General features: G+C 68.5%; 20 protein-coding genes. 8 read left to right on the top strand and 12 right to left on the bottom strand.

Annotated features, from left to right (window positions below; all coding sequences use genetic code 11):
* Nucleotides 1-20 precede the first annotated feature (20 nt).
* Entirely contained in the window at nucleotides 21-863 is an 843-nt protein-coding gene (locus C5E10_RS17625) for a CPBP family intramembrane glutamic endopeptidase (RefSeq protein ID WP_104332748.1), read from the bottom strand.
* A 460-nt stretch (nucleotides 864-1,323) separates the two neighbouring features.
* Between C5E10_RS17625 and C5E10_RS17620 the strand changes: the two genes are divergently transcribed.
* Genes C5E10_RS17620 through C5E10_RS17610 form a run of 3 tightly spaced genes read left to right on the top strand, consistent with a single transcriptional unit; the run spans nucleotide 1,324 to nucleotide 4,507 of the window.
* Nucleotides 1,324-2,592 carry a glycine betaine/L-proline ABC transporter ATP-binding protein gene (locus tag C5E10_RS17620; protein ID WP_104299607.1) on the top strand — a complete coding sequence of 423 codons (1,269 nt, stop codon included), beginning with the start codon at nucleotides 1,324-1,326 and terminating at the stop codon, nucleotides 2,590-2,592.
* Nucleotides 2,589-3,566: a proline/glycine betaine ABC transporter permease gene (locus C5E10_RS17615; protein ID WP_104332747.1), complete on the top strand. Its 978-nt coding sequence runs from the start codon at nucleotides 2,589-2,591 to the stop codon at nucleotides 3,564-3,566. The genes C5E10_RS17620 and C5E10_RS17615 overlap by 4 nt, the downstream gene beginning before the upstream one ends.
* Nucleotides 3,567-3,610: 44 nt before the next feature.
* The gene (locus C5E10_RS17610) at nucleotides 3,611-4,507 is read left to right on the top strand and encodes a glycine betaine ABC transporter substrate-binding protein (RefSeq protein ID WP_104332746.1); all 897 of its coding nucleotides are present in this window, start codon (nucleotides 3,611-3,613) and stop codon (nucleotides 4,505-4,507) included.
* A gap of 118 nt (nucleotides 4,508-4,625) precedes the next feature.
* On the opposite strand, the gene C5E10_RS17605 is transcribed toward C5E10_RS17610, so the two are convergent.
* The 4 genes from C5E10_RS17605 to C5E10_RS17590 form a co-directional block, all read right to left on the bottom strand.
* Nucleotides 4,626-5,297, bottom strand: coding sequence for an HAD family phosphatase (locus C5E10_RS17605; RefSeq protein WP_104332745.1), 672 nt, complete (start codon nucleotides 5,295-5,297; stop codon nucleotides 4,626-4,628).
* Nucleotides 5,294-6,730, bottom strand: coding sequence for a GH1 family beta-glucosidase (locus C5E10_RS17600; RefSeq protein ID WP_104332744.1), 1,437 nt, complete (start codon nucleotides 6,728-6,730; stop codon nucleotides 5,294-5,296). The genes C5E10_RS17605 and C5E10_RS17600 overlap by 4 nt, the downstream gene beginning before the upstream one ends.
* A 184-nt stretch (nucleotides 6,731-6,914) precedes the next feature.
* Nucleotides 6,915-8,735: a DEAD/DEAH box helicase gene (locus C5E10_RS17595; protein WP_104242849.1), complete on the bottom strand. Its 1,821-nt coding sequence runs from the start codon at nucleotides 8,733-8,735 to the stop codon at nucleotides 6,915-6,917.
* Nucleotides 8,725-9,360, bottom strand: coding sequence for a TetR/AcrR family transcriptional regulator (locus C5E10_RS17590; RefSeq protein ID WP_104332743.1), 636 nt, complete (start codon nucleotides 9,358-9,360; stop codon nucleotides 8,725-8,727). The genes C5E10_RS17595 and C5E10_RS17590 overlap by 11 nt, the downstream gene beginning before the upstream one ends.
* Nucleotides 9,361-9,442: 82 nt before the next feature.
* Between C5E10_RS17590 and C5E10_RS17585 the strand changes: the two genes are divergently transcribed.
* The gene (locus tag C5E10_RS17585) at nucleotides 9,443-10,483 is read left to right on the top strand and encodes an agmatine/peptidylarginine deiminase (protein ID WP_104332742.1); all 1,041 of its coding nucleotides are present in this window, start codon (nucleotides 9,443-9,445) and stop codon (nucleotides 10,481-10,483) included.
* On the top strand, nucleotides 10,480-12,195 hold the full coding sequence (locus C5E10_RS17580; protein WP_104332741.1) for an amidase: 1,716 nt from the start codon (nucleotides 10,480-10,482) through the stop codon (nucleotides 12,193-12,195). Before C5E10_RS17585 ends, C5E10_RS17580 begins: the two co-directional genes overlap by 4 nt.
* Before the next feature lie 118 nt (nucleotides 12,196-12,313).
* Here C5E10_RS17580 and putP read toward each other — a convergent pair whose 3' ends face one another.
* Nucleotides 12,314-13,831, bottom strand: a complete 1,518-nt coding sequence (gene putP / locus C5E10_RS17575) for a sodium/proline symporter PutP (RefSeq protein WP_104332740.1) — start codon at nucleotides 13,829-13,831, stop codon at nucleotides 12,314-12,316.
* A gap of 136 nt (nucleotides 13,832-13,967) precedes the next feature.
* Here putP and C5E10_RS17570 point away from each other — a divergent pair, with 136 nt between their 5' ends.
* Nucleotides 13,968-14,888 (top strand): LysR substrate-binding domain-containing protein, encoded by a 921-nt coding sequence (locus C5E10_RS17570; RefSeq protein ID WP_104332739.1) that lies wholly within the window; start codon nucleotides 13,968-13,970, stop codon nucleotides 14,886-14,888.
* A gap of 29 nt (nucleotides 14,889-14,917) precedes the next feature.
* On the opposite strand, the gene C5E10_RS17565 is transcribed toward C5E10_RS17570, so the two are convergent.
* From C5E10_RS17565 to C5E10_RS17545, 5 genes are all read right to left on the bottom strand, one after another.
* Entirely contained in the window at nucleotides 14,918-15,835 is a 918-nt protein-coding gene (locus C5E10_RS17565) for a DUF808 domain-containing protein (protein ID WP_104332738.1), read from the bottom strand.
* A 77-nt stretch (nucleotides 15,836-15,912) separates the two neighbouring features.
* The gene (locus tag C5E10_RS17560) at nucleotides 15,913-17,529 is read right to left on the bottom strand and encodes an ABC transporter ATP-binding protein (protein WP_104332737.1); all 1,617 of its coding nucleotides are present in this window, start codon (nucleotides 17,527-17,529) and stop codon (nucleotides 15,913-15,915) included.
* Nucleotides 17,526-18,449: an ABC transporter permease gene (locus C5E10_RS17555; RefSeq protein ID WP_104305920.1), complete on the bottom strand. Its 924-nt coding sequence runs from the start codon at nucleotides 18,447-18,449 to the stop codon at nucleotides 17,526-17,528. Before C5E10_RS17555 ends, C5E10_RS17560 begins: the two co-directional genes overlap by 4 nt.
* Nucleotides 18,446-19,411, bottom strand: coding sequence for an ABC transporter permease (locus C5E10_RS17550; protein ID WP_104242866.1), 966 nt, complete (start codon nucleotides 19,409-19,411; stop codon nucleotides 18,446-18,448). Before C5E10_RS17550 ends, C5E10_RS17555 begins: the two co-directional genes overlap by 4 nt.
* 82 nt (nucleotides 19,412-19,493) lie before the next feature.
* Nucleotides 19,494-21,023: an ABC transporter substrate-binding protein gene (locus C5E10_RS17545; RefSeq protein WP_104332750.1), complete on the bottom strand. Its 1,530-nt coding sequence runs from the start codon at nucleotides 21,021-21,023 to the stop codon at nucleotides 19,494-19,496.
* A gap of 157 nt (nucleotides 21,024-21,180) precedes the next feature.
* Here C5E10_RS17545 and C5E10_RS17540 point away from each other — a divergent pair, with 157 nt between their 5' ends.
* Nucleotides 21,181-21,924, top strand: a complete 744-nt coding sequence (locus C5E10_RS17540; protein ID WP_104332736.1) for a DUF1028 domain-containing protein — start codon at nucleotides 21,181-21,183, stop codon at nucleotides 21,922-21,924.
* On the opposite strand, the gene C5E10_RS17535 is transcribed toward C5E10_RS17540, so the two are convergent.
* The gene (locus C5E10_RS17535) at nucleotides 21,921-22,520 is read right to left on the bottom strand and encodes a helix-turn-helix domain-containing protein (protein WP_104332735.1); all 600 of its coding nucleotides are present in this window, start codon (nucleotides 22,518-22,520) and stop codon (nucleotides 21,921-21,923) included. The genes C5E10_RS17540 and C5E10_RS17535 overlap by 4 nt on opposite strands.
* Nucleotides 22,521-22,633: 113 nt before the next feature.
* Between C5E10_RS17535 and C5E10_RS17530 the strand changes: the two genes are divergently transcribed.
* Nucleotides 22,634-22,996 (top strand): hypothetical protein, encoded by a 363-nt coding sequence (locus tag C5E10_RS17530; RefSeq protein ID WP_258064926.1) that lies wholly within the window; start codon nucleotides 22,634-22,636, stop codon nucleotides 22,994-22,996.
* The last annotated feature ends 110 nt before the right edge of the window (nucleotides 22,997-23,106 follow it).

The following is a 23,106-nucleotide window of genomic DNA, read 5'->3' as shown; positions in this document are numbered from 1 at the left end:
GGGCGGGGATGCGGCGGGGGCTAGTACAGGAAGATCGGGAGCCAGGCGGGGTGATGGGCGTGGACGATCACGAGGAACACGACGAGGTCGAAGAGCAAGTGCACGCAGATGACGTACGTGAGCGACTTCGTCTTCGTGAAGATCCAGCCCTGGATGAGCGCGAACGGCAGCGTCAGGAGCGGCCCCCACGACTGGTAGCCGAGCTCCCACAGGAACGACACGAACACGATCGACTGCAGCGCGTTGGCGACCCAGAACGGGAAGTGGCGGAGCAGGAGCGTGAAGACCGTGCAGATGAAGAAGAGCTCGTCCCAGATGCCGACGAACCCGACGCCGACGAAGAGTCGCCCGATCTCGGATGCCGTCGTGACGGCTGGCCAGTTCTGGTACACGCCGGAGGTGATGAAGTAGAACGGCAGGATGAGCCAGCCCAGGACCAGCACGAGGCAGAGCCAGATCTTCTCTGGTCGCGACCACGGAGTCCCCCGACGCAGCGGGAACCGTACGGCGTGGTCCTTGTAGACCCACCTCGAGATCGCGTAGGGCACGGCGACGGCGAGCGACAGCACGGTGCCCATGACGAAGATGTTGCCCCACGAGATGTCGGCCTTCATCGAGTGGAGGCTGATGATGCCCATGCCGATTCCGACGAGCAGCAGATCGCGCCCGAGGCTCCGATCCGCGGCGAATCCGAGGGCCACCCCTGCGACGAGCGGGAGATAGCCGAGGTTGTTCTCCAGGGCGAAGAGGACGGTTGCACTGCAGACCACCAGCAGAGCGGCGACGAGGTGCAGGAGTCGGGTGCGCGGGGGCGCTTGTTCTGGGGTGCCAGTGACGGGCAAATCCTGCGCTCGTTCGCTCATTCACCCATCCTCGCAGGCCAACTTGGGCGGATGATTGGCCCAGATGGGCCCAACGATGTAACGCTCCGGTAACTATCCCGGTTCGCGCCGCGATCCGCATGAGCGTAGGCGAGACGCCAGGTTGCCACCCGGCGAATGCACCGACTTTGGCGGAAAATCAGGCCTCTCAGGCGATCCCCGGGGAACCCACCTTGCTACCGTTGACTCTCGGAGCAATCGCCGCCACACCGGTTCGGCGCCGCGATTCCCCGCGAAAGACCAACCCAGAGCGCTTTATCCGCTGCCTCAGTTAGGCAATTTTGATCGGCAGCGCGCGCCTGGGGCGATATTTGCGCCCAATCGACATTCTGGCGCTGATCCGCCTGGTACCCCGCCGCCACCGCGACGGCCTCCCCACCGAGGCTCCGTCGAGAAGTGCTGCGAGCTTTCGCGTCCGATCCATCTACCGCAGGGAGAACGCGTGAACGACACAGCTGTGTCTGTGAAAGGCCTCACCAAGGTCTTCGGGCGCAAGCCCAAGGAAGCCGCGAAGCGACTGAGCTCCGGAACGCCGAGATCTGAACTCGGCGCTGGAGTCACCGCGGCAGTCATCGACGCCACCTTCGACGTCAAGCAAGGCGAGATCTTCGTCGTCATGGGCCTCTCCGGCTCGGGCAAGTCCACCCTCATCAGGACCCTCAACGGCCTGCTGGAGCCCACCGCCGGCAGCATCGTGATCCACGGCACCGACCTCGCGACGGCCGACGCCGCCGAGGTCCGCAGCGTGCGACAGAACCACGTCTCCATGGTGTTCCAGCACTTCGCGCTCTTCCCGCACCGCACGGTGCTCGAGAACGCCGCCTTCGGCCTCGAGGTCCAGGGTGTCCCCCGCGCGGAGCGGAACGAGCGAGCCCGCAAGGTGCTCGAGCGCGTGAGCCTCGGCCAGTGGGCCGACTCGCTGCCGTCCGAGCTGTCCGGCGGAATGCAGCAGCGCGTCGGCATCGCCCGCGCTCTGACGGCCGAGACCGACATCCTGCTCATGGACGAGGCGTTCAGCGCCCTCGACCCGCTCATCCGTCGCGAGATGCAGGAAGAGCTCGTCGAGCTGCAGGCCGAGCTCGGCAAGACCATCATCTTCATCACGCACGACCTCAACGAGGCCATGTTCCTCGGCGACCGGATCGCAGTCATGCGGGACGGCGCGATAGTGCAGATCGGGACGCCGGAGGAGATCCTCACGGACCCGGCCAACGACTACGTCGCGCAGTTCGTCCAGGATGTGGACCGGGCTCGTGTGCTCACGGCCGGCAGCGTCATGGAACCCGCCCGGGCCGTCGTCCCGCAGAGCGCGGGACCTCGCGGTGCGTTGCGCGTCATGCGCGACACGCAGACCGGCGGAGCGTTCATCACGTCAACGGGCCGCAAGCTCGAGGGCGCCGTCATCGACCGCCACGTCATGCGCCTCGTGAAGGACGGCCAGCCCGACCTCGCGAGCGCCATCAAGCGCGACATCGCGATGGTCTCCCCCGAGACGCCGCTCTCCGACCTGTTCGAGCTGTCGGTCGACTCGACCCTGCCGATCGCGGTCGTCGACGAGAACCAGCGCCTTCTCGGCGTGGTTCCCCGCGTCACGATCCTCGCCTCGCTCGCCAACGTGCCGAGCACCACGGGCCTGCTCCCGATCATCGACCCCGTCACGAGCGTCAGCCCGGCGGACATCGCAGAGACTCTCGAAGGGAGCCACGCATGATCGCGGCCACCTCACTCACGACCCTGCCGGCCACGTTCCGGCTTCCCCTCGGCGAAGGGGCGGAGGCGGTCGTCGACTGGCTGACGAACGCGCTCTCCGGGGTCTTCACCGTCATCCGCTCGCTCTTCCAGGGCATGTACGAGGGCGTCTACTGGGTGCTCGAGACGCCGCCGTTCTGGGCGATCCTCATTCTCGTCGTCGCGATCGCGTACTTCGCGAAGGGCTGGAAGCTCGCTGTCGGCAGCCTCCTCGGCTTCCTCGTCATCGTCGGCGTCAACCAGTGGGAGAACGCCATGGCGACGCTCGCGCTCGTGCTCGTCGCAAGTGCGCTCGCGATCCTCTTCAGCATCCCGCTGGGCATCTGGGCTGCGAAGTCGGATGCCGCATCGAGCGCCATCAAGCCGGTGCTCGACTTCATGCAGACCATGCCCGCCTTCGTGTACCTGATTCCTGCGCTCATCCTGTTCCGTGTTGGCGTCGTCCCCGGCATCGTGGCGACGATCATCTTCGCCATGGCACCCGGCGTGCGCATGACCGAGCTGGGCATCCGCGGAGTCGACAAGGAAGTGGTCGAGGCCGGCCGCGCGTTCGGCGCGACCCCTGGCCGCATCCTGCGTCAGATCCAGCTGCCGCTCGCGATGCCGTCCATCATGGCCGGCGTCAACCAGGTCATCATGCTCGCGCTGTCGATGGTCGTCATCGCCGGAATGGTCGGCGCGGGCGGTCTCGGCGCGCAGGTCGTGCAGAGCCTCAACCGGATCGACGTGGCCCTCGGCTTCGAGGCCGGCATCTCCGTCGTCATCCTCGCGATGTTCCTCGACCGGGTGACCGCCGCCTTCGCCGGGCAGAAGCGTCGCGTGCCGTCGTTCCTCCGCTCCAAGCGCACCCAGAAGCGCGAGGCGGCCGGAGATCTCGAGCAGGTCGACACGAGCTCCACCCCTACTCAGGCGCCGGTCGCGGCCGGCACTGCCTGACCCACAGACCTCAACTCCCCCCAACCAGAAACGAAAGGACGCGCATGCGTACCAAGAAACGAATCATCACCGGGATCGCGGCGGCTTCCGCCGCGGCGCTCGCCCTCACCGGATGCTCCGGCGACACCGCCGCTGAGACGCTCGAGAACGGCGACCAGAAGGACATCACGATCGCCGTGTTCAACGGCTGGGACGAGGGCATCGCCGCGTCCGAGCTGTGGAAGGCGATCCTCACCGAGCAGGGCTATGACGTCGAGCTCGAGTACGCGGACCCGGCTCCGGTCTACTCCGGCCTCTCCACGGGCGACTACGACCTGACCCTCGACACGTGGCTGCCGGTCACGCACTCCGACTACGTCGCCGAGTACGGCGACGACATCGTCGACCTGGGCGCGTGGAACGACGAGGCATCGCTGACCATCGCGGTCAACGAGGACTCCCCGATCACGTCGCTGGAGGAGCTCGCGGGCTCGGCCGACCAGTTCGGCAACACGATCATCGGCATCGAGCCGGGTGCTGGCCTCACGCGCGTCACGCAGGAGGACGTCATTCCCGGCTACGGCCTCGAGGGAATGAACTACCAGACCTCGTCCACCGCTGCGATGCTCACCGAGCTGCAGACGGCGACGAACAACGGCGAGAACATCGTCGTCACGCTGTGGCGCCCGCACTGGGCCTACGACGCGTTCCCCGTGCGTGACCTCGAGGACCCGAAGGGTCTCCTGGGCGACGCCGAGGGCATCCACTCGTACGGCAAGGCCGACATCGTGGAGACGCACCCGACCGCGGCGGCTTGGATCCAGAACTTCAAGATGGACTCCGAGCAGCTGTACTCGCTCGAGAACCTGATGTTCAACGAGAACGAGACCGACGACTACGCGCCGATCGTCGAGCAGTGGATCTCCGAGAACCAGGAGTACGTGGACTCGCTCACGGCGTAGCCCGCACTCCGGTCTCGCGGAGCCCGCGAACCACACGAGCCCACCCCGATCTGTCGGGGTGGGCTCGTTGGCGTTCTCGTCGCACGCTGATGCCGGCTCGAAGCGGAGCCAGCTCCCTTCACGGGCGCCGCTGACGGTCCCGGATGAGCGCCGGGAGCTCGGCCATGCGCTCGAACGTCTGGGCACCGGCGTCTTCGAGCCACGCTCGCGGCGTGAGGCCGCCCGCGAAGCCGTAGGCGTGCATCCCAGCTGCCACCGCTGCCTGCACGCCGTACGCGCTGTCCTCGACGACGACGCACCTGGCCGGGTCGACGCCCATGCGCTCGGCGGCGTGGAGGAACAGGTCGGGTGCCGGCTTCCCGTTCTCGACTTCGGTGGCGCTGTAGATGCGCCCCTCGAAGCGAGGGTGGAGTCCCGTGTGCCCCAGCGTCTTGCTGAGCTTCGCGTGGTCTCCGCTCGAGGCGACACAGCTCGCGAGCCCCAGCTCGTCCTGGATGACGGCAAGCGCCTCCGGGAGGCCGTCGACGGCCGTCAGCTCGGTATCGAAGGCACGGAAGAGCGTCTCGCGCTGCAGCTCGAACCACCCCTCCGGCGCGGGACGCCCGAGCCCTTCCTGCAGCTTCCGCTCGAAGGTCGCCTGCGAGGTGCCGAGGAATCGGGCGACGTGCTCATCCTGCGTGAGCTGCCAGCCGAGCTCGGCGAGCATCTCCCGCTCGATCCGCACCGCGAGCACTTCGCTGTCGACGAGCACCCCGTCGCAGTCGAAGATGACGAGTTCGACCGGGCTCATGCACCTGCCCCTGGGAGGGTGCGCGTGGCGATGAGCTGCTGGTACCAGCGCCCCGAGTCCTTCCAGGTGCGCTCGAGCGTGTCGTAGTCGACGCGGAGGATGCCGAAGCGCATGTTGTAGCCGAACGCCCACTCGAAGTTGTCGAACAGCGACCAGGCGAAGTAGCCGCGGACGTCCGCCCCGGCGTCGATGGCGTCTGCGATGGCGGCGATGTGGTCACGGTAGTAGGCGACGCGCTCCGGGTCGTGCACGAGCCCGTCCTCGCTGACGACGTCGGGGAAGGCGGCGCCGTTCTCGGTCACCATGAGCGCCTGCCCCGGGTAGCGCTCGCTGAGCGACACGAGGAGCTCGGTGAGGCCGTCGGGGAAGATGCTCCACCCCATCGACGTGTACGGCGCCCCCTGGTCGACGAAGTCGATGTCGGTGACCCCCACCCAAGGGCTCGCCGCGGACTCTCCGTGGCCGTCGTTGCGCGAGCGTTCCCCCGTGCCCAGGTACTTCTTGACGCGGAACGTCGTGTAGTAGTTCACGCCGAGCACGTCGACGCGCTGATGGATGAGCTGGGTGTCGCCCGGCAGCACGAACGCCCAGTCGGTCACGTGGCGGGTGTCGTGGATGAGGTCCTCGTCGTAGTGCCCGGAGAGCATGGGGCCGAGGAACACTCGGTTCGCGAGGGCATCGATCTGGCGGACGGCGTCTCGGTCGGCGGCGGACTCGGGGTCGTCCGGGCGGATGACGTGGAAGTTGAGGGTGACCGAGACCACGGCGTCCTCGCCGACCGCTGCGCGGATGGCCCGTGTGGCGAGGCCGTGCGCGAGGTTCAGGTGGTGGCAGGCTGCGAGCGCCGCGGCCGGCTCGGTGCGCCCTGGCGCGTGGACGCCGGAGGCATAGCCGAGGTAGGCCGTGCAGAACGGCTCGTTGAGCGTGGACCACGTGTGCACGCGGTCACCGAACTCCGTCGCCATGCGGGCCGCGTACTCCGCGAAGGCGTACGCGGTGTTGCGGTTCGCCCAGCCACCTTCGTCTTCGAGCTCCTGCGGCAGGTCCCAGTGGTAGAGGGTCGCCACGGGCTTCACACCGGCCGCCACGAGCGCGTCAAGGAGCTCGGAGTAGAAGCGGATGCCCTCCTCGTTGAACTCGCCGGAGCCGCCGGGCTGCACTCGCGACCAGGAGATCGAGAAGCGGTACGCATCCAGCCCCATCTCCTTGATGGTCTCGACGTCGTCGCGCCAGCGGTGGAAGTGGTCGATGGCCACGTCGCCGGTGTCGCCGCCCTCGACCTTGCCAGGCGTGTGCGAGAACGTGTCCCAGATCGACGGGGTCCTCCCGCCTTCTGCCGCACCGCCTTCGATCTGGTAGGAGGCGGTCGCAGAGCCCCAGACGAAATCGTCGGAGAAGACTCGAGGGGAAGATGCCGCGGTTGGTTCAGGCACGATACTCCTTGGCTGAGTGGGACGCGCGTCGTCGCGCACGCCCACTCTAGCGATTGGGCCGAAGGCGCCAGGCCTGCGCGGCGGCTGCACGCAGACGAGAAATGCACCCTCGTCCAAAGACGAAGGTGCATTTCTCGTATGCCTATGGCGCGAGGCTCGGGGCCGTGCGGCTCCGGGAGGCTCGCTAGCTGTCGTAGCGCTTCTTGTAGGGGCGGTCACCCGAGTCGCGCGACGGTCCGCGGTCTGGGGTCAGCTCGATGAGCTTGCCCGAGATGCGCGTGCCGGTCAGCTTGTCGAGCACGTCGTTCGACAGGTCGGCGGGCAGCTCGACAAGCGAGAAGCCGGGGCGGATGTCGATCGCACCGAAGTCGTCGCGGCTCAGGCCACCCTCGTTCGCGAGCGCACCGACGATCTGGCGGGGCTCGACCTTGTGGCGCTTGCCGACGGCGAGGCGGTACATGGCCATGGGCTTGCCGTTCGAGCGCGGGCGGCGGGGTGCACGCTCTCCGCCGCTCTCGCGACGGTCGCCACCGCGCGAGCCACGACTGTCGCCGCCGCCTTCGCGGTCGCGGCGCTCCTTGCGCTCCGCCTGCTCGCGCTGGTTGCGCTCGAAGCGCTCCTTGCGCTCTGCTTCCGCGTCGAGGAGCAGGGGCGTCTCGCCCTGGGCCACGATCGCGAGGGCAGCAGCGACGTCGGCTTCCGGCACGTCGTGGTGGCGCACGTAGTGCTCGATGATGTCGCGGAACTTCTCGACACGGTCGGACTGCGTGAGCGCCTCGCTGATGGCGTCGTCGAAGCGCGTGAGACGCGTCGTGTTGACGTCGTCGACGCTGGGGAGCTGCATCTGCGTGAGCTCCTGCTTGGTCGCCTTCTCGATCTGGCCGAGCAGGTAGCGTTCGCGCGGCGTGATGAAGCTGATCGCGTCGCCGGTGCGGCCGGCACGGCCCGTGCGGCCGATGCGGTGCACGTACGACTCGGTGTCGGTCGGGATGTCGAAGTTCACGACGTGGCTGATGCGCTCCACGTCGAGACCGCGAGCCGCGACGTCGGTCGCGACGAGGATGTCGAGCTTGCCCGACTTCAGCTGGTTGACGGTGCGCTCGCGCTGCACCTGAGCGACGTCGCCGTTGATGGCGGCTGCCGAGTAGCCGCGTGCGCGGAGCTTCTCGGCCAGGCCCTCCGTCTCGTTCTTCGTGCGAACGAAGATGATCATGCCTTCGAAGTTCTCGACCTCGAGGATGCGCGTGAGCGCGTCGACCTTCTGCGCGTAGCTCACGATGAGGTAGCGCTGCGTGATCGTCGACGAGGTGGTGGTCTTCGTCTTGACCGTGATCTCGGCGGGGTCGTTGAGGTACTTCTTCGAGATGCGGCGGATCTGCGACGGCATGGTCGCCGAGAACAGCGCGACCTGCTTGGTGTCCGGGGTGTCGGCGAGGATCGTCTCGACGTCTTCCGCGAAGCCCATCTTGAGCATCTCGTCGGCCTCGTCGAGGACGAGGAACTTGAGCTCGCTGAGGTCGAGCGTGCCCTTCGAGAGGTGGTCCATGATGCGACCCGGGGTGCCGACGACGATGTGCACGCCGCGACGCAGCGCGGAGAGCTGGACGCCGTAGCCCTGGCCGCCGTAGATGGGCAGCACGTGGACGCCGCGCATGCGGGCCGCGTACTTCTCGAACGCCTCGCACACCTGGAGTGCGAGTTCGCGGGTCGGTGCCAGCACGAGCGCCTGAGGCGTCTTCTGGTCGACATCGAGCTGGGAGAGGATGGGCAGCGCGAACGCGGCCGTCTTGCCGGTTCCCGTCTGCGCGAGGCCGACGACGTCGCGGCCTTCGAGGAGGGTGGGGATGGTCGCGGCCTGAATGGCGGAGGGGGTCTCGTACCCGACGTCGCTGAGGACCTTGAGTACGGGCCCGTCAAGACCGAGATCGGCGAATGTAGGCAGGGCCTGGGCCTCTTCGGAGGGAGCCTCGGCCTCGGTCTGAACGGAAGAATTGCTAGAAGTCACGCTTTAGACTAGTCGTTTCTGTAGGATTTTGGGCAGTTTCAGCTCTGAGTATCGCATCAAGCACTGAGCGAAGCAGATCAGCGCGGTCTGCGTCACGCCCCCAGCGCACGAGCGCGTGGGCGTTGAGGCCGTCGATCATGCCGAGGATCTGCCAGGCGACGGCGTCCGCCTCGCGCACCCGGAACTCCCCCATCGCGCTTCCGTCGACGAGGATGCGCGTGATGGCGGCGTGCCATCTGTCCATCTCGGCACGCACCCCCTCGGCGAGGATCTCGTTGCGGCGCCCGAGCGACCATCCGTCGACCCACACGTGCGTCACGGCGTCGCGGCTGCCGTCGAGGAGGGTGTTCACGAGCAGGTCGAGCTTATTGGATGCCGACGAGACGGGTGCGAGCTGCACTTCGAGCTCGTCGAGCTCACCTCCCACGATGGCCCTGAACGTGGAGGTGACGAGCTCGTCCATGTTGGGCTCGTAGTGGGCGACGAGGGCAGGGGCGACGCCGATTCGCGTGGCGACGGCGCGCATGGTGATACCGGCGAGCCCCTCTTCGAGGGCGAGGTCGATCGCGGCCGCGGTGATGTCGGCGCGGCGCTCTGCTGCTGGCTTCCTGATGGCTCTTGACACGATGTCCCGAGTCTACGTACTCTTCGAGCACTTGTTGATCAGATGATCAACAATGCTCGCTTCGAGTTCTGGAGGACCGGATATGGCCTGGAAGATGCCCGCCGAGACGGCGCCGCACGATCGCACGTGGATGGCCTTCCCCCGCGAGGGGATCACGCTCGGCGACACGGCCGCGCAGCGCGAGGCCGGCTACGCGGCCTGGACCGCGGTCGCGCACGCCGTCGCGCGCTTCGAACCCGTCACGATGGTCGTCGATCCCAGCGAGCTGCATCGCGCCCGCCGGATGCTCGGCGAGGAGATCGAGATCCTCGAGGCACCCCTCGACGAGTTCTGGATGCGCGACATCGGCCCGACCTTCGTCACCGACGACGAACGGCCCGGCGTCCTCGGCGCCGTCGACTGGATCTTCAACGGCTGGGGCGCGCCGGCTTGGGCCGAGTGGCAGAAATCGGCGGGGATCGGTCGCTTCGTGGCAGAGGCGAGCGGTGCTGAGCTCGTGAGCTCGCTGCTCGTCAACGAGGGCGGCGGTATCCATGTCGACGGCGAGGGCACGCTGCTCGCGACGGAGACCGTGCAGCTCGATCCGCGACGCAACCCGCTCGCGGACAAGGCGCGTGTCGAAGCCGAGTTCGCGAGGACGCTCGGCGCGACGCACACCATCTGGCTGCCGCGGGGGCTCACCCGCGACTACGACGAGTTCGGCACGAACGGGCACGTCGACATCGTCGCGACCCTCACCGCACCTGGCACGCTCCTCCTGCACGAGCAGCTCGACCCCGAGCATCCTGACCACGAGGTGGTCGCCGGCCTGCGCGAGCACCTCGCGGGCCAGCGGGATGCCGCGGGGCGGGAACTCGAGATCGTCGGCATCCCCGCGCCGAGCACGCTCCGCGATGAGGAGGGCTTCGTCGACTGGAGCTACGTCAACCACCTCGTCACGAACGATGGCGTCATCGCGTGCGGCTTCGACGACGCGGCGGCGGATGCGCGGGCACGCGAGGTGCTCGAGTCGGTCTACCCCGGCCGCACGGTCGTGTCGGTGGATGCCCGTGAGCTGTTCGCGCGCGGGGGCGGCATCCACTGCATCACCCAGCAGCAGCCCACGCTCGGGGGTGCACGGTGAGCTTCGACGTGGTCGAGGCGCCGATCGCGCAGCTGCGGGCCGCGCTCGAGGACGGGCGCGCGACGAGCGCCGGCCTGGTCGAGGCCTACCTGGAGAGGATCGCGGCCTACGACGCGAGCGGTCCGAAGCTCAACGCGGTCGTCGTCCAGAACCCGGATGCGCTCGAGGAGGCTCGCGCCTCGGACCGGCGCCGCGCGGCGGGGCACCTGCTCGGCCCGCTCGACGGCATCCCCTACACGGCGAAGGACAGCTACCTCGTCGAGGGCCTGACCGCGGCGTCCGGGAGCCCCGCCTTCGCGGGCCTCGTCGCGCAGCGCGACGCGTTCACGATCGAGCGCCTCCGCGCTGGGGGTGCGATCTGCCTCGGGCTCACGAACATGCCGCCGATGGCGAATGGCGGCATGCAGCGCGGCGTGTACGGCCGCGCCGAGAGCCCGTACAACGCCGCGTTCCTGACGAGCGCGTTCGGCTCCGGCTCCTCGAACGGCTCGGGAACCGCGACGGCGGCGAGCTTCGCGGCGTTCGGCCTCGGCGAGGAGACGTGGTCGAGCGGTCGGGCCCCGGCTTCGAACAACGCGCTGTGCGCGTACACGCCATCACGGGGCGTGATCTCGGTGCGCGGCAACTGGCCGCTCGTCCCGACGATGGACGTCGTCGTGCCCCACGCCCGCTCCATGGCCGACCTCCTCGAGGTGCTCGACGTGGTGGTGGCCGACGATGCGCAGACGCGAGGCGACTTCTGGCGCGCGCAGCCGTGGGTGCGCTTCCCTCCCGTCTCGGAGGTACGTCCCGCCTCGTACGTCGCCCTCCTCCCGTCGAACCAGGCGGATGCGCGTGCCGGCCTCGCGAGCACCCGCATCGGCGTGCCCCGCATGTACATCAACGCCGACCCGGAGGCGGGAACGTCGTCCGCGCCGGGCATCGGCGGTCCTACCGGCCAGAAGATCGACACGCGACGATCCATCGTCGAGCTCTGGGAGGCGGCGCGGGCCGACCTCGAGGCGGCGGGCGCGACCGTCGTCGAGGTCGACTTCCCTGTCGTGTCGAACTACGAGGGCGACCGCCCGGGAGCTCCGAAGATCCACACGCGCGGGCTCGTCTCCCCCGAGTACCTCAAGCGCGAGATCGTCGACCTGTCGGCATGGGGGTGGGAGGACTTCCTCGCCGCCAACGCCGACCCGGAGCTCAACTCCCTGACCCAGGTCGACGGCTCGCGCATCTTCCCGCACCCCGAGGGGGCACTCCCGGATCGCTACACGGGCTTCGACGACGACATCGCCACCTACCCGGACCACGTGCGCGAGCATCCGGTCGCCTCGTTCGCCGACATCCCCGAGCTCGCCGCCGGCGTGCGCGGCCTCGAGGAGACGCGGCGGGTCGACCTCGAGGAGTGGATGCTCGCGCAGCGCCTCGATGCCGTCGTCTTCCCAGCGGTCGCCGACGTGGGCCCAGCCGACATGGACGTCGACGTGGCCTCAGCCGACCTGGGCTGGCGCAACGGCGTGTGGGTCGCGAACGGGAACCTCGCCATCCGTCACCTGGGCATCCCCACCGTGACCGTGCCGATGGGCACGATGGCGGACATCGGGATGCCCGTGGGGCTCACCTTCGCGGGAAGGGCCTACGACGACACGGCGCTCCTCCGCCTCGCCGCAGCCTTCGAGGCGACGGGTGAGCGCCGCACGGAGCCACCGCGCACGCCGCGGCTCTGACGTCTCGCTGCGCCTCGGTCCCGACAGAGTTGTGGCCCGGTGCTCCTCCCGAATCCGGGAAGCGCATCGGGCCACAACTTCGTGCGACTGGGTGGCGGCAGGGCGCGGCTCGCGCTCGCTACGCCTCTACCTTCTCGTCCTCGACGGCGTCGGCCTTCTTCACGACCAGCGTCTTGGCCTGATCGAACTCGGCATCGATCTCGGGGTCGCGCTTGTACGTGAGGAGGCTGACGACGACCGAGGCGATGAGGCTGACGACGACACCCGGAACGATCTCGTAGAGGTCGGTCCCGAGGGCGGACCAGGCGAACACGGTGATCGTGCCCGCGACCATGCCCGCGAGCGCTCCCCAGTTGGTGAGCTTGCGCCAGTAGAGGCTGAGGATGACGGCGGGGCCGAAGGCCGCACCGAAGCCTGCCCAGGCGAAGCCGACGAGGCTGAGGATGGTGCCGGTCCGGTCGAAGGCCAGCACGCCCGCGACGACCGCGACGGCGAACACGCACGTGCGACCGAGGATCACGAGCTTCCGAGCGGAGGGCTGCTTCTTCGCGATGACCATGTACAGGTCCTCGACGAGCGCCGACGAGCACACGATGAGCTGGCTCGACATCGTGCTCATGATGGCGGCGAGGACCGCGGCGAGGATGAAGCCGCTCACGATGGGGTGGAACATGACCTGCGCCATGACCAGCGTGACCGCCTCGGGGTCGCTCAGCTCGATGCCGTTGCGCTGGATGTAGGCGACGCCCACGATTCCCGCCGTGACGGCTCCGACCATGGAGAGCGTCATCCAGGACATGCCGATTCGGCGTCCCGCCTTGGCCGAGCCCGGGTCGCGCATCGCCATGAAGCGCACGATGATGTGCGGCTGGCCGAAGTAGCCGAGGCCCCAGGCGAGCGCCGAGACGATGGCGAGCGTGGTCACCCAGTCGAGTCCGTCGCCGGGGATGAGCCCCGTGTGCTCGATGCCGGACGCGACGATGGCCTCGGAGACGCCGCCGAAGCCCCCGAGCGTGAAGATGGCGACGACGGGGATGAGGACGAGCGCGAGCATCATCATGAGGCCCTGCACGACGTCGGTGAACGACGCCCCGAGGAACCCGCCGAAGAGGGTGTAGAGCAGCGTGACGCCCGTGACGAGGAGCATCCCGACCAGGTAGTCGCCGCCGAACGAGCCCTCGAAGAACACGCCGCCGGCGACCATGCCGGACGAGATGTAGAAGGTGAAGAAGATGAGGATCACGACGCCGCTGACGATGCGGAGGAGGCGCGAGCGGTCGCGAAGGCGGTTCTCGAAGAAGCTCGGGATGGTGATGGAGTTCTTCGCCACCTCCGTGCAGGCGCGGAGGCGCGGGGCGACGAAGCGCCAGTTGAGGTAGGCGCCGATCGTCAGGCCGATGGCGATCCAGGCCTCGATGAGTCCGGAGATGTAGATGGCTCCGGGGAGTCCCATCATGAGCCAGCCGGACATGTCGGAGGCCCCGGCGCTGAGCGCCGCGGTGCCAGGGCTGAGGTTGCGTCCGCCGAGCATGTAGTCCTCGTGGTCCTTGGTCTGGCGGAACGCGTAGAGCCCAATGCCCACCATCGCCGCGAAGTAGATCGCGAGGGCGATGAGCTGGAAGGTCAGATCGGACATCGGCATTGACTCCTTCTGGAAGCGACGCGTCGACCCCGGTGGATACGCGTCCTTTCCAGTGTTGCTGGCGTGATTGCGGACGAATAGCGAAGATAGTCGAAACGAACTCATCGATGAAATCGAAAGGTGGTGCAGGATGTGGGACCTCCGCCGCCTCCGCCTGCTGCGTGAGCTGCAGCTGCGTGGCACTATCACCGCCGTCGCGGCCTCGCTCAACTTCAGCGCGTCGACCGTCTCGCACCAGCTGGCGCAGCTGCAGCGCGAGGTGGGCGTTCCCCTGCTCGTGCAGGATGGCAGGCGCGTGCGGCTGACGCCGCAGGGGGTGACACTCGCCGAGCACGCCGCGCGTGTGCTCGACCTGGAGACCCGCGCTCGCGATGAGCTCGCAGCGATGCGCACGGGCACCGAGCGGGTGCGGGTGGCCGCGCTGGAATCCGTCGTCCGCGCGCTGCTCCCCCGGACCCTGACGCTCCTGGAGCAGACCCGTCCCGACATCCGGGTGGAAGTGGACGCCGTCTCACCTGAGGAGGGGCTCTTCGAGCTCGAGGCGCACCGGTACGACCTCGTGGTCGCCGAGGAGTATCCAGGCCACACCAGGCCGCACGCGGAGGGCATCGAGCGTGAGGTCCTCGGGTTCGACGCGATCTCGCTCGCGACCAGCGCGGCCTCGGCCGCCACCTCGATCGCCGATGTCCGCGGCAGCCCCTGGGTGATGGAGCCCCCGGGCACCGCCGCGCGCAACTGGGCGGAGCAGCAGTGCAGGGCGGCGGGATTCGAACCGGAAGTCCGGTACGTGGCCAGTGATCTGCACACGCACCTGCGCCTCATCGCCGCGGGTCACGCGGTTGGCCTCGTCTCCGAGCTCGTGGGCGCCGCCTCCGGCGACGGGCTGCGCTTCCTGGACCTCCCGGGGCGACCCCACCGGGACATCTTCACGGCGACGCGTGGCGCGCTCCGCGATCGGGACAGCGTGCGTCTCGTCAGGGATGCGCTTGGCACGGCGTTCGCAGACCTCATCGCGGGAGGCCCTCAGACGGGACCCGGCGTGCCGGACTGAGCCGAGCCTCCGGCTCTGCGGTGCCGCTGCTAGTGCTTCTCGGCGCCAGGAGCTTCTGCAGTCGCGGCCGCCTTTGGCTTCTTCGGCAGGATGCGTCCGACGAGCAGCGTGATGCCGACGACCACGAGGCCGACGACGAGGCCGACAATGGCGGAGATGAGCGTGTCGACGAGCCAGACGACGACGGCACCGGCGTTCATGAGGGCGTGCTCGACCTCGTGCAGCAGGTCTGCAGGCGCGTGCCAGCCGACCTCGCCGACGTTGATGATGACGAGGTGGCCGCCAACCCAGAGCATCGCGACGGTTCCGACGATGCTGATGACCCGGAAGACGGCGGGCATGGAGCGCACGATGCGCACGCCGAGGTGGCGGGTGCGGCGGTCGCGGCGGGTCGCCATGTGCAGGCCGACGTCGTCGATCTTGACGAGCAGCGCCACGGCGCCGTAGACGAGGGCCGTCATGGCGAGCGCGATGACGACGAGAGCCGCCAAGCGCATCCAGAACCCCAGTTCGGGGTCGAGGTTCGACAGCGAGATGAGCATGATCTCGGTCGAGAGGATCAGGTCGGTGCGCACTGCTCCCGAGACGAGCTTCTTCTCGTCACGCGGATGGTCCTCGTCGAGCGCGTGGTGGTGGCCGAACCACTCGGTGACCTTCTCCGCGCCCTCGAAGCACAGGTACACCCCGCCCACGATGAGGAGGTAGGGCAGCACCCAGGGCGCGAAGGCCGTCAGCAGCAGCGCGATCGGGATGATGATCACGAACTTGTTGAAGAGGCTGCCCTTGGCGATGTTCCACACCACCGGCAGCTCTCGTGCTGGCGTGATGCCCTGCACGTACTGCGGCGTGACGGCGGCGTCGTCGATGACGACCCCCGCCGACTTCGCCGAGGCCTTCAGCGCAGCGGTGAGGATGTCGTCGACGACGGCGAGCAGTCCAACGGGCACGGTGTTCTCCTTGGTGTTCTGGTGCAGCGCGGGACGCGGCAGACAGAGCTTACCCGCGGTGTGCGAGAGCAGGGAGGTCAGGACGGATGCGCGTTCAGGCTTCTCGGGAGCTCCGGCGGGATCGCCGCGAGGAGCTGCTTCGTGTACTCCTCCTGAGGGGCACCGAAGATCTCGTCGGCAGCGGCATGCTCGACGATTCGCCCGCGCTGCATGACCAGCACATCGTGGCTCATCTCCTCGACGATCGCGAGGTCGTGCGCGATGAAGAGGTAGCTGAGCGAGAGCTCGTCCTGCAGCCTGCGCAGCAGCTCGAGGACGCGGGACTGGATGGACACATCCAGAGACGCCGTCGACTCGTCGAGGATGACGATGTCGGGCTCGAGCGCGAGTGCCCTGGCGATCGAGACCCGCTGCCGCTGCCCGCCGGAGAGCTCGTGCGGATACCGGCCGATGAAGTCCCGGGGCAGCTCGACGAGGTCGAAGAGCTCGTCGATGCGCGCGGAACGCGAACCGCCAGCGGGGAGGCGGTGGACGCGCAACGGCTCGGCGACCGACTGGCCGACGGACATGCGGGGGTCGAGCGAGGAGAACGGGTCCTGGAAGACCATCGCGATGCGGCGCCGCAACTGGTTGTCGGCCTTGAGCACGTCGAGGCCCTCGAGCGTCGCTGTGCCGCCCGTCGGCTTGACGAGGCCGGTGAGGGCGTTCGCGATGGTCGATTTGCCGGAGCCAGATTCGCCGACGATGCCGAGCGTCGTCCCCTGGCGCAGCTCGAACGAGACGCCGTCGACGGCGTGCACGTGGCTGCGGCCCTTGGGGGTCTGGATGGGGAAGCGCACGTCGAGCTCGGAGACCTGGAGGATCGTCGTCGCGTCCGGCTTCGCTGGGGTGGGCTTGGCTTTGCCGAGCCGGGGCCTCGCCGCGAGCAGCTCCCTGGTGTACGGGTGCCGCGGAGCCGTGACGAGGTCGATGGCGCTGCGCCGTTCGACGGCCTCGCCGTGGCGCATCACGAGCACCTCGTCCGCGACCTGCGAGATGACGCCCATGTCGTGGCTGATCCAGATGACGGCCGTGCCGTGCTCGTGCTGGAGCGTGCGGACGAGATCGATGATCTGCGCCTGCGTGGTCACGTCGAGGGCGGTGGTCGGCTCGTCGGCGACGAGCAGGCCGGGGTCGCAGGAGAGCGCGATGGCGATCATGACGCGCTGCCGCTGCCCGCCGGAGAGCTCGTGCGGGTAGGCGTCGAAGCGCGCCTCGGGCTCCGGGATGCCGACGGATTCGAGGAGCTCGATGGCCTTCGTGCGCGCGGCGCGGCGCGAGAGGCGTCGGTGCGTCTCGAGCGACTCGGTCAGCTGCCGGCCGAGGGTGAGCAGCGGGTTGAGCGAGGTGCTCGGGTCCTGGAAGACGAAGCCGATCCCGTTGCCGTGCACGCCCCGCAGGGTTCGAGCGGATGCGCCGATCAGCTCGACCTGCCCGAGCCTCTGGTCGTCGAGCGTGCTGGTGCCCGTGACGCGGGCGCCTGGCGCGTCGAGGAGTCCGGTGGCGGCGAGGACGGTCATCGACTTCCCCGATCCGGACTCCCCCACGATGCCGAGCGTTCCGCCCGGCTCGATCGAGAAGTCCAGCCCCCGGACGATGTCCTTGCGGCCGATGGAGACCCGCAGGTCGGCGACGCGGAGCGCTGGAGCGGTCATCGCTTCCTCCTTGACTCGATGAGGGTGCGCTGCTTGGGGTCGAGGACGTCTCGCATCCCGTCGCCGAGCAGGTTGAAGGAGAGCGCCGTGATGAAGATCGCGACGCCGGGGAAGAGGCTCATCCACCAGGCCTGGCTGATGAAGCCCTGCGCGGCGAAGAGCATGCCGCCCCAGGAGGGTGCCGGCGGCTGGATGCCGAGGCCGAGGAAGGAGAGGGCCGATTCGGCCAGGATCGCGAAGGCAAGGGAGAGGGAGGTCTGCACGATGATCGGGCCGGTGATGTTGGGCAGCACGTGGCGGCCGAGGATGCTCGCCCACGGCGTGCCCATCGTGCGGGAGACCTGGACGTACGGCTCGACGCGGACGGAGAGCGTGCTCGCTCGGGCGACCCTCGCGAAGATCGGCGTGTAGACGATGCCGATCGCGAGCATGGTCGTCGCGAGCCCCGGCGCGAGGATCGCGACGATGGCGAGCGCGAGCAGGAGCACGGGGAACGCGAACATGACGTCGACGAGGCGCATGAGCACGGTGTCGAGGAGTCCACCCGCGTAGCCGGAGATGACGCCGACCAGCACGCCGACGACGAACGCGAACGCGACGGACACGAACGCCACCTGCAGGGAGACGCCAGACGCGATCATCACGCGGCTCAGCACGTCCCGTCCGAGGTCGTCGGTGCCGAACCAGTGCGCGGCGCTCGGCGGCTGGAGCTGGTTCGCGACGTCGACGTCGTTGACGCCGTATGGCGCGATCCAGGGACCGAGCAGGGCGACGAACACGACGATGAAGAGGAGCACCGCGCTGACGACCGTCACGGGGTTGCTGAGGAGGAGGCGCCAGGCGGCGACGCGGGTGCGTTCCTCCGGTGCGGGCGGGCCGGACTCCGCCTGCCGCGTCGCTTCTGGGTTCTGTGCGGTCATGAGAGCCGGATCCTCGGGTCGACGAGCGCGTAGAGCACATCCACGATGAAGTTCACGGCGAGGAACATCACGGCGATGAGCAACACGGAGCCCTGGATGAGCGGGTAGTCGCGGGAGGAGACGGCGTCGTAGACGAGGCGTCCGAGCCCTGGCCAGGCGAAGACGACCTCGACCACGATGACGCCGCCGAGGATCGTCGCGAGCTGGATGCCGGCGATCGTGAGGACGGGTACGAGCGCGTTCCGGACGATGTGGCGCATCGTCACCGTCCACGCCGAGAGCCCCTTGGACTTGGCGGTTCGGACGTACCCCATGGACGCCACCTCGAGCACGGCCGAGCGGATGTAGCGGGTCATGATGGCGCCAGCGACGAGGCCGACGGTGAGTCCGGGCAGGAGCACGTGCCTGGCCCAGTCGCCAGGGTCATCGCTGATCGACGAGTAGCCGCTCGAGGGGAGCCAGCCGAGCGTCGACGAGAACAGCCCGATGAGCAGCATGCCCATCCAGAAGTCCGGAATCGAGACGCCGAACTGGCTCGTGACGCGGATGACGCCGTCGCTCACGCGCCCTTCCCGCAGTGCCGACCAGATGCCGGCGGGCACGGAGATGAGGAGCGCGATCACGAGCCCGACGCCGGCCAGCGAGAGCGTCGCCGGCAGGCGTTCGAGCAGCGTCGTCGTCACGGCGTCGCCGTTGCGGAAGCTCACGCCGAGGTTGCCCGTGAGCGCGTTGCCGACGTAGGAGAAGAACTGCTCGAGGATGGGCCGGTCGAGCCCGGATGCCGCCCGGAGCGCGTCGTACGCCTCCTGCGTGTACCTCGTGCCGAGCGCCAGCCGAACTGGGTCGCCCGGCACGAAGTGCACGAGGGAGAAGACGACGACGAGCACTCCGAGCAGCACGATCGCCGAGTAGAGCAGGCGCCAGCCGAGGAACGCGGCGATGGAGCCGAACGACATTCTCATTGGGTTTTCCCCTCGTGGACCCTGTGTCCTGGGTTGTTGTCTTGCTGTGTTGCCGTCTCGCCCGGTTGCTGGGCGGGGCGGGCTACGGGGTCAGCGTGGCGTCGCGGAACCGCGTCGCCCGGTCAGCGCGCGCCTCGTAGTCGCCAAGGGTCGGGCTCCACACCTGGATCACCGACGGGTTGTACAGGTAGATGTAGCTGGCGTCGTCGGCGATGATCGTCGCGGCCTGCGCGTACAGCTCCTTGCGCGCAGCCTGGTCGGTCTCCGTGCGGGCCGAGTCGAGCAGCGCGTCGACCTCCGGGTTGGAGTACTTCTGGGCGTTGCTGCCGCCGTCGCTGTGGTGCTGCGAGTAGTAGAAGTCGTCCGGGTCGATGTTGCCGAGCCAGCCCATCATGAGCATGTCGAAGTTGCCGGAGTTCTGCTCGTCGAGCCAGGTCGAGAAGTCGGGCTGCCTGATCTCGACGGTGATGCCGAGCGGCTCGAGGTTGGATGCGATGATCTGCGCGGCCGTGACGGTCTCGGGGTACTCGCTCGTCGCGAGCAGGTCGAGCGTTCCGCCGGTGAAGCCGGCCTCGCTGAGGAGCCGCTTCGACTCCTCGATGTCGGTCGAGTACTTGTCGTATTCCGTGTACCAGATACTGTCCTGCGGGATGGCGAGCTGGTTGGCCTCGGCGGTGCCGTAGCTGACCGCCTGCACGATGGCGTCGCGGTCGATGGCGTAGGCGATGGCCTGCCGGACGCGTGGGTCCTGCCACTGCTCCTTGCCCTCGTTGAGTGCCAGGTACCAGTAGTCGCTCGACGGGTTCTGCCCCAGCTCGATGGATTCGTCGTCGCTGAGCTCCTCGACCTGCTGGGCGGGGACGACGTCGGTCCACTGGATCTCACCGCTCTTGAGCGCCGCGAGCGCCGTCGAGGGCTCCGAGATGAACTGGAACTCGACGCCGCCGATGCTCGGGGCGCCGTCCCAGTAGTCGGGGTTGGCGGCGAGCTCGATGCGGTCGCCGCTCGTGTAGCTCGCGAGCGAGAAGGGGCCGGTGCCGACGGGCGCGTTCGCGATCTCGCCGGATTCGACGTTGGACTGCTCGACGATCGCCATGCCCTTGAACCCACCGAGGTTGGAGAGCAGGTTCGGGGTCGGCTGCGAGACGGTGATGACGACCGTCGAGTCGTCGGGCGCCTCGACGTTCGTGACGGCGTCGAACTTCCACGCGTTGGCAAGCTCTTCGTCGATGATGCGGTTGTACGAGTAGACGACGTCCTCGCTCGTGAAGTCGGAGCCGTCGTGGAAGGTGACGCCGTCGCGCAGCGTGAAGGTCCAGGTCAGCTGGTCGTCGCTGGTCTCCCAGGACTCCGCGAGCGCTGGCTGCATCTCGAGGTTCTCGTCGGGTTCGACGAGGGTGTCGTAGACGTTCTCGAGCACCTGGAACGAGAAGTAGGAGGAGGTCTTGTGGGGGTCGAGCTGGTCGGGTTCCCCGCCGATGGCCGCGTGGAGCACTTCGCCTTCGACGGCGTCTCCGCCACCGAGGTCGACGCTCTCGCCGGCCGAGCATCCGCTCAAGACGAGGAGCGCGCCGATGGCCGCGGCTCCGATCCCTGCACTTCGTCGTTGCATGATGCACTCCACTTCGTTCATTTTCGTGAATGTTTCATCAGTATGTGGCACGCTTGGGCTAGGTACAAGGCTGCAGGGCGGCCGAAACAGGATCGTCACAAACGATTCCAGTGCCCGGGGGTCCCCCTCGAGGCGCGCTGCTGAGACGAGGACGAGCATGACCTTCACACTGCTGGCACGCGATCGCACGGCGGGCCTCCTCGGCGCCGTGACCGCAAGCCGATCCCTCGCGGTGGGCAACGCCGTGCTCGCCATCGATCCGACCGTGGGGGTCGTCGCCAGCCAGGCGTGGACCAACAGAGCCCTGCGCGGCCGCATGCTCGACGCCCTGGCGGCTGGCGAATCGCCCGACGCCGTCGTCGGCCGCATCGCCGAATGGGACCAGGCTCCCGAATTCCGACAGACGGCGGCACTCGACCTGAGCGGACGCACGGGCGCGTGGGTGGGCGACCTCACGACCCCCTGGACGGGCCAGCGCCACGGCGCAGGCTACGTGACCGTCGGCAACCTCCTCACCGGGCCAGAAGTGCTCGACGCCATCGCCGACTCCTTCGAGCGCAGCTCCCCGGAACCCGGGTCCCCCGAGCTCGAGCAGACGACCGCGATCGCCGTCTTCGCGAGACGACTGCTCGTCGCGCTGCACGCCGGCCAGAGCGCAGGCGGGGACGCGCGTGGCAGGCAGAGCGCGGCGATCCTGGTCGCGACCACGCAGGAACGTCGCATCCACCCGCCGGAGCTCGCGGTCGACCTGCGCGTCGACGACCACACCCATCCGGTCGACGAGCTCGACCGTCTGCTCGAGCTGCGCATCCAGGACCTCCATGAGGCGCTGGTCTCGAGCTCGTCCGTCGATGCCGAGCCGGAGAGCTCCCGCAGGGGCGAGAGCTCGACGCAGGCCTAGCGCTCGAAGGGGCTCACGGCCCCGATCACGACCGTCTCGCCGTCGTGCTCGTTCGACCACCAGTGCGCGGTCGAGCAGGCGTAGGTCGCGGTGTCCCCCGCCTCGAGGACAACCTGCTCCTCGCCGTGCACCACCATGAGGCGACCGGAGAGCACGGTGACGCTCTCCGTTCCGATATGCCGGAAGGGGCGGCCCGCGTTCGTGAAGCGCGGCGGCAGCACGGACCGGATGAGCTGCAGCGTCGACTCGCTGCGGGGCGTCAGCAGCTCACGGAACGCGCGCTCGTCCTCCGGGACATCGGTGGGAGTCGGCAAGCGCAGCCGTCGGTCGTGGGTGACGACGGCGAAGTCGGGTGCGGGCGGTTCCAGGAGCTGCGTGATGGGCACCCCGAGCGCGGTCGCCAGTCGCTGGATCGAGCCGAGCGACGGATTGCCGATGCCGCGCTCGAGCTGGCTGATGAGCCCGAGGCTCACCCCCGCCTGCTTCGCGAGCGCGTGCACCGAGAGGTCGAGGCGCTTGCGGCCGGCACGGACCGCGAGCCCGAGCGAGGTGACCGCGAACTGCTCTTCGTCCTCGGATCCTCGCGGGTCTGCCATGCCGCGAGTCTACCGAGGCAGCTTGCCTAGGCTGGGTGCATGCGTGATCGTGCGGTTCCCAACCTCCCCTCGAGGCATCTCGACGGCACGCAGCTGAACCTCATCGGAGCATCATGAGCAACCGCCCCATCGCCCAACTGCCAGGTGCCGCCCGGATGCTCTGCCTCAGCCGCCGCAGCGGCGAGATCTGCACGCGTCGCGCTGGCCACGCCGGCCTCCACAACCGGACGGGGTCGAGCATCCTCTGGGGCGACATCGACGCGGACGCGCCCCGCTGCCCGGCGAGCGGGTCGCCCGCGGTTCCGGCGCCGAAGCTCCCGGACGGCTACCCCCACGGCCGAGCCCTGTGCAGTGCCTGCTTCGCGTTCGTCACGCTCGACGACGGTGAACTCTCAGCACACGACTCGTGGCGCGGCGATGAGTCCCGCGAGGAGGCCGACCGGCGTCGAGAGTGGATGAACACACACGGCTGGTGAGCCTCGCACGGTGCGGGCGCGCAGTCCCCTCACCTCCATCGCGGACCCACCGACTGGCTAGGATCTCGTGACGGGCCGAGCAACACCCAGAGGCGGCCCCGCCCCGACTC

It is taken from the genome of Pseudoclavibacter sp. RFBG4, assembly GCF_002931515.1.
Classification (GTDB): domain Bacteria; phylum Actinomycetota; class Actinomycetes; order Actinomycetales; family Microbacteriaceae; genus Pseudoclavibacter.
The sequence above is the reverse complement of the archived record's forward strand: the minus strand, read 5'-3'. Positions and strand labels throughout refer to the sequence as shown.

What these genes read in the sequence shown, in the direction of transcription:
- C5E10_RS17625 (WP_104332748.1), bottom strand. Translation starts at nt 863, where the DNA reads ATGAGCGAACGAGCGCAGGATTTGCCCGTCACTGGCACCCCAGAACAA.
- C5E10_RS17615 (WP_104332747.1), top strand. Translation starts at nt 2,589, where the DNA reads ATGATCGCGGCCACCTCACTCACGACCCTGCCGGCCACGTTCCGGCTT.
- C5E10_RS17610 (WP_104332746.1), top strand. Translation starts at nt 3,611, where the DNA reads ATGCGTACCAAGAAACGAATCATCACCGGGATCGCGGCGGCTTCCGCC.
- C5E10_RS17605 (WP_104332745.1), bottom strand. Translation starts at nt 5,297, where the DNA reads ATGAGCCCGGTCGAACTCGTCATCTTCGACTGCGACGGGGTGCTCGTC.
- C5E10_RS17585 (WP_104332742.1), top strand. Translation starts at nt 9,443, where the DNA reads ATGGCCTGGAAGATGCCCGCCGAGACGGCGCCGCACGATCGCACGTGG.
- putP (WP_104332740.1), bottom strand. Translation starts at nt 13,831, where the DNA reads ATGTCCGATCTGACCTTCCAGCTCATCGCCCTCGCGATCTACTTCGCG.
- C5E10_RS17570 (WP_104332739.1), top strand. Translation starts at nt 13,968, where the DNA reads ATGTGGGACCTCCGCCGCCTCCGCCTGCTGCGTGAGCTGCAGCTGCGT.
- C5E10_RS17560 (WP_104332737.1), bottom strand. Translation starts at nt 17,529, where the DNA reads ATGACCGCTCCAGCGCTCCGCGTCGCCGACCTGCGGGTCTCCATCGGC.
- C5E10_RS17555 (WP_104305920.1), bottom strand. Translation starts at nt 18,449, where the DNA reads ATGACCGCACAGAACCCAGAAGCGACGCGGCAGGCGGAGTCCGGCCCG.
- C5E10_RS17550 (WP_104242866.1), bottom strand. Translation starts at nt 19,411, where the DNA reads ATGAGAATGTCGTTCGGCTCCATCGCCGCGTTCCTCGGCTGGCGCCTG.
- C5E10_RS17545 (WP_104332750.1), bottom strand. Translation starts at nt 21,023, where the DNA reads ATGCAACGACGAAGTGCAGGGATCGGAGCCGCGGCCATCGGCGCGCTC.
- C5E10_RS17540 (WP_104332736.1), top strand. Translation starts at nt 21,181, where the DNA reads ATGACCTTCACACTGCTGGCACGCGATCGCACGGCGGGCCTCCTCGGC.
- C5E10_RS17535 (WP_104332735.1), bottom strand. Translation starts at nt 22,520, where the DNA reads ATGGCAGACCCGCGAGGATCCGAGGACGAAGAGCAGTTCGCGGTCACC.
- C5E10_RS17530 (WP_258064926.1), top strand. Translation starts at nt 22,634, where the DNA reads ATGAGCAACCGCCCCATCGCCCAACTGCCAGGTGCCGCCCGGATGCTC.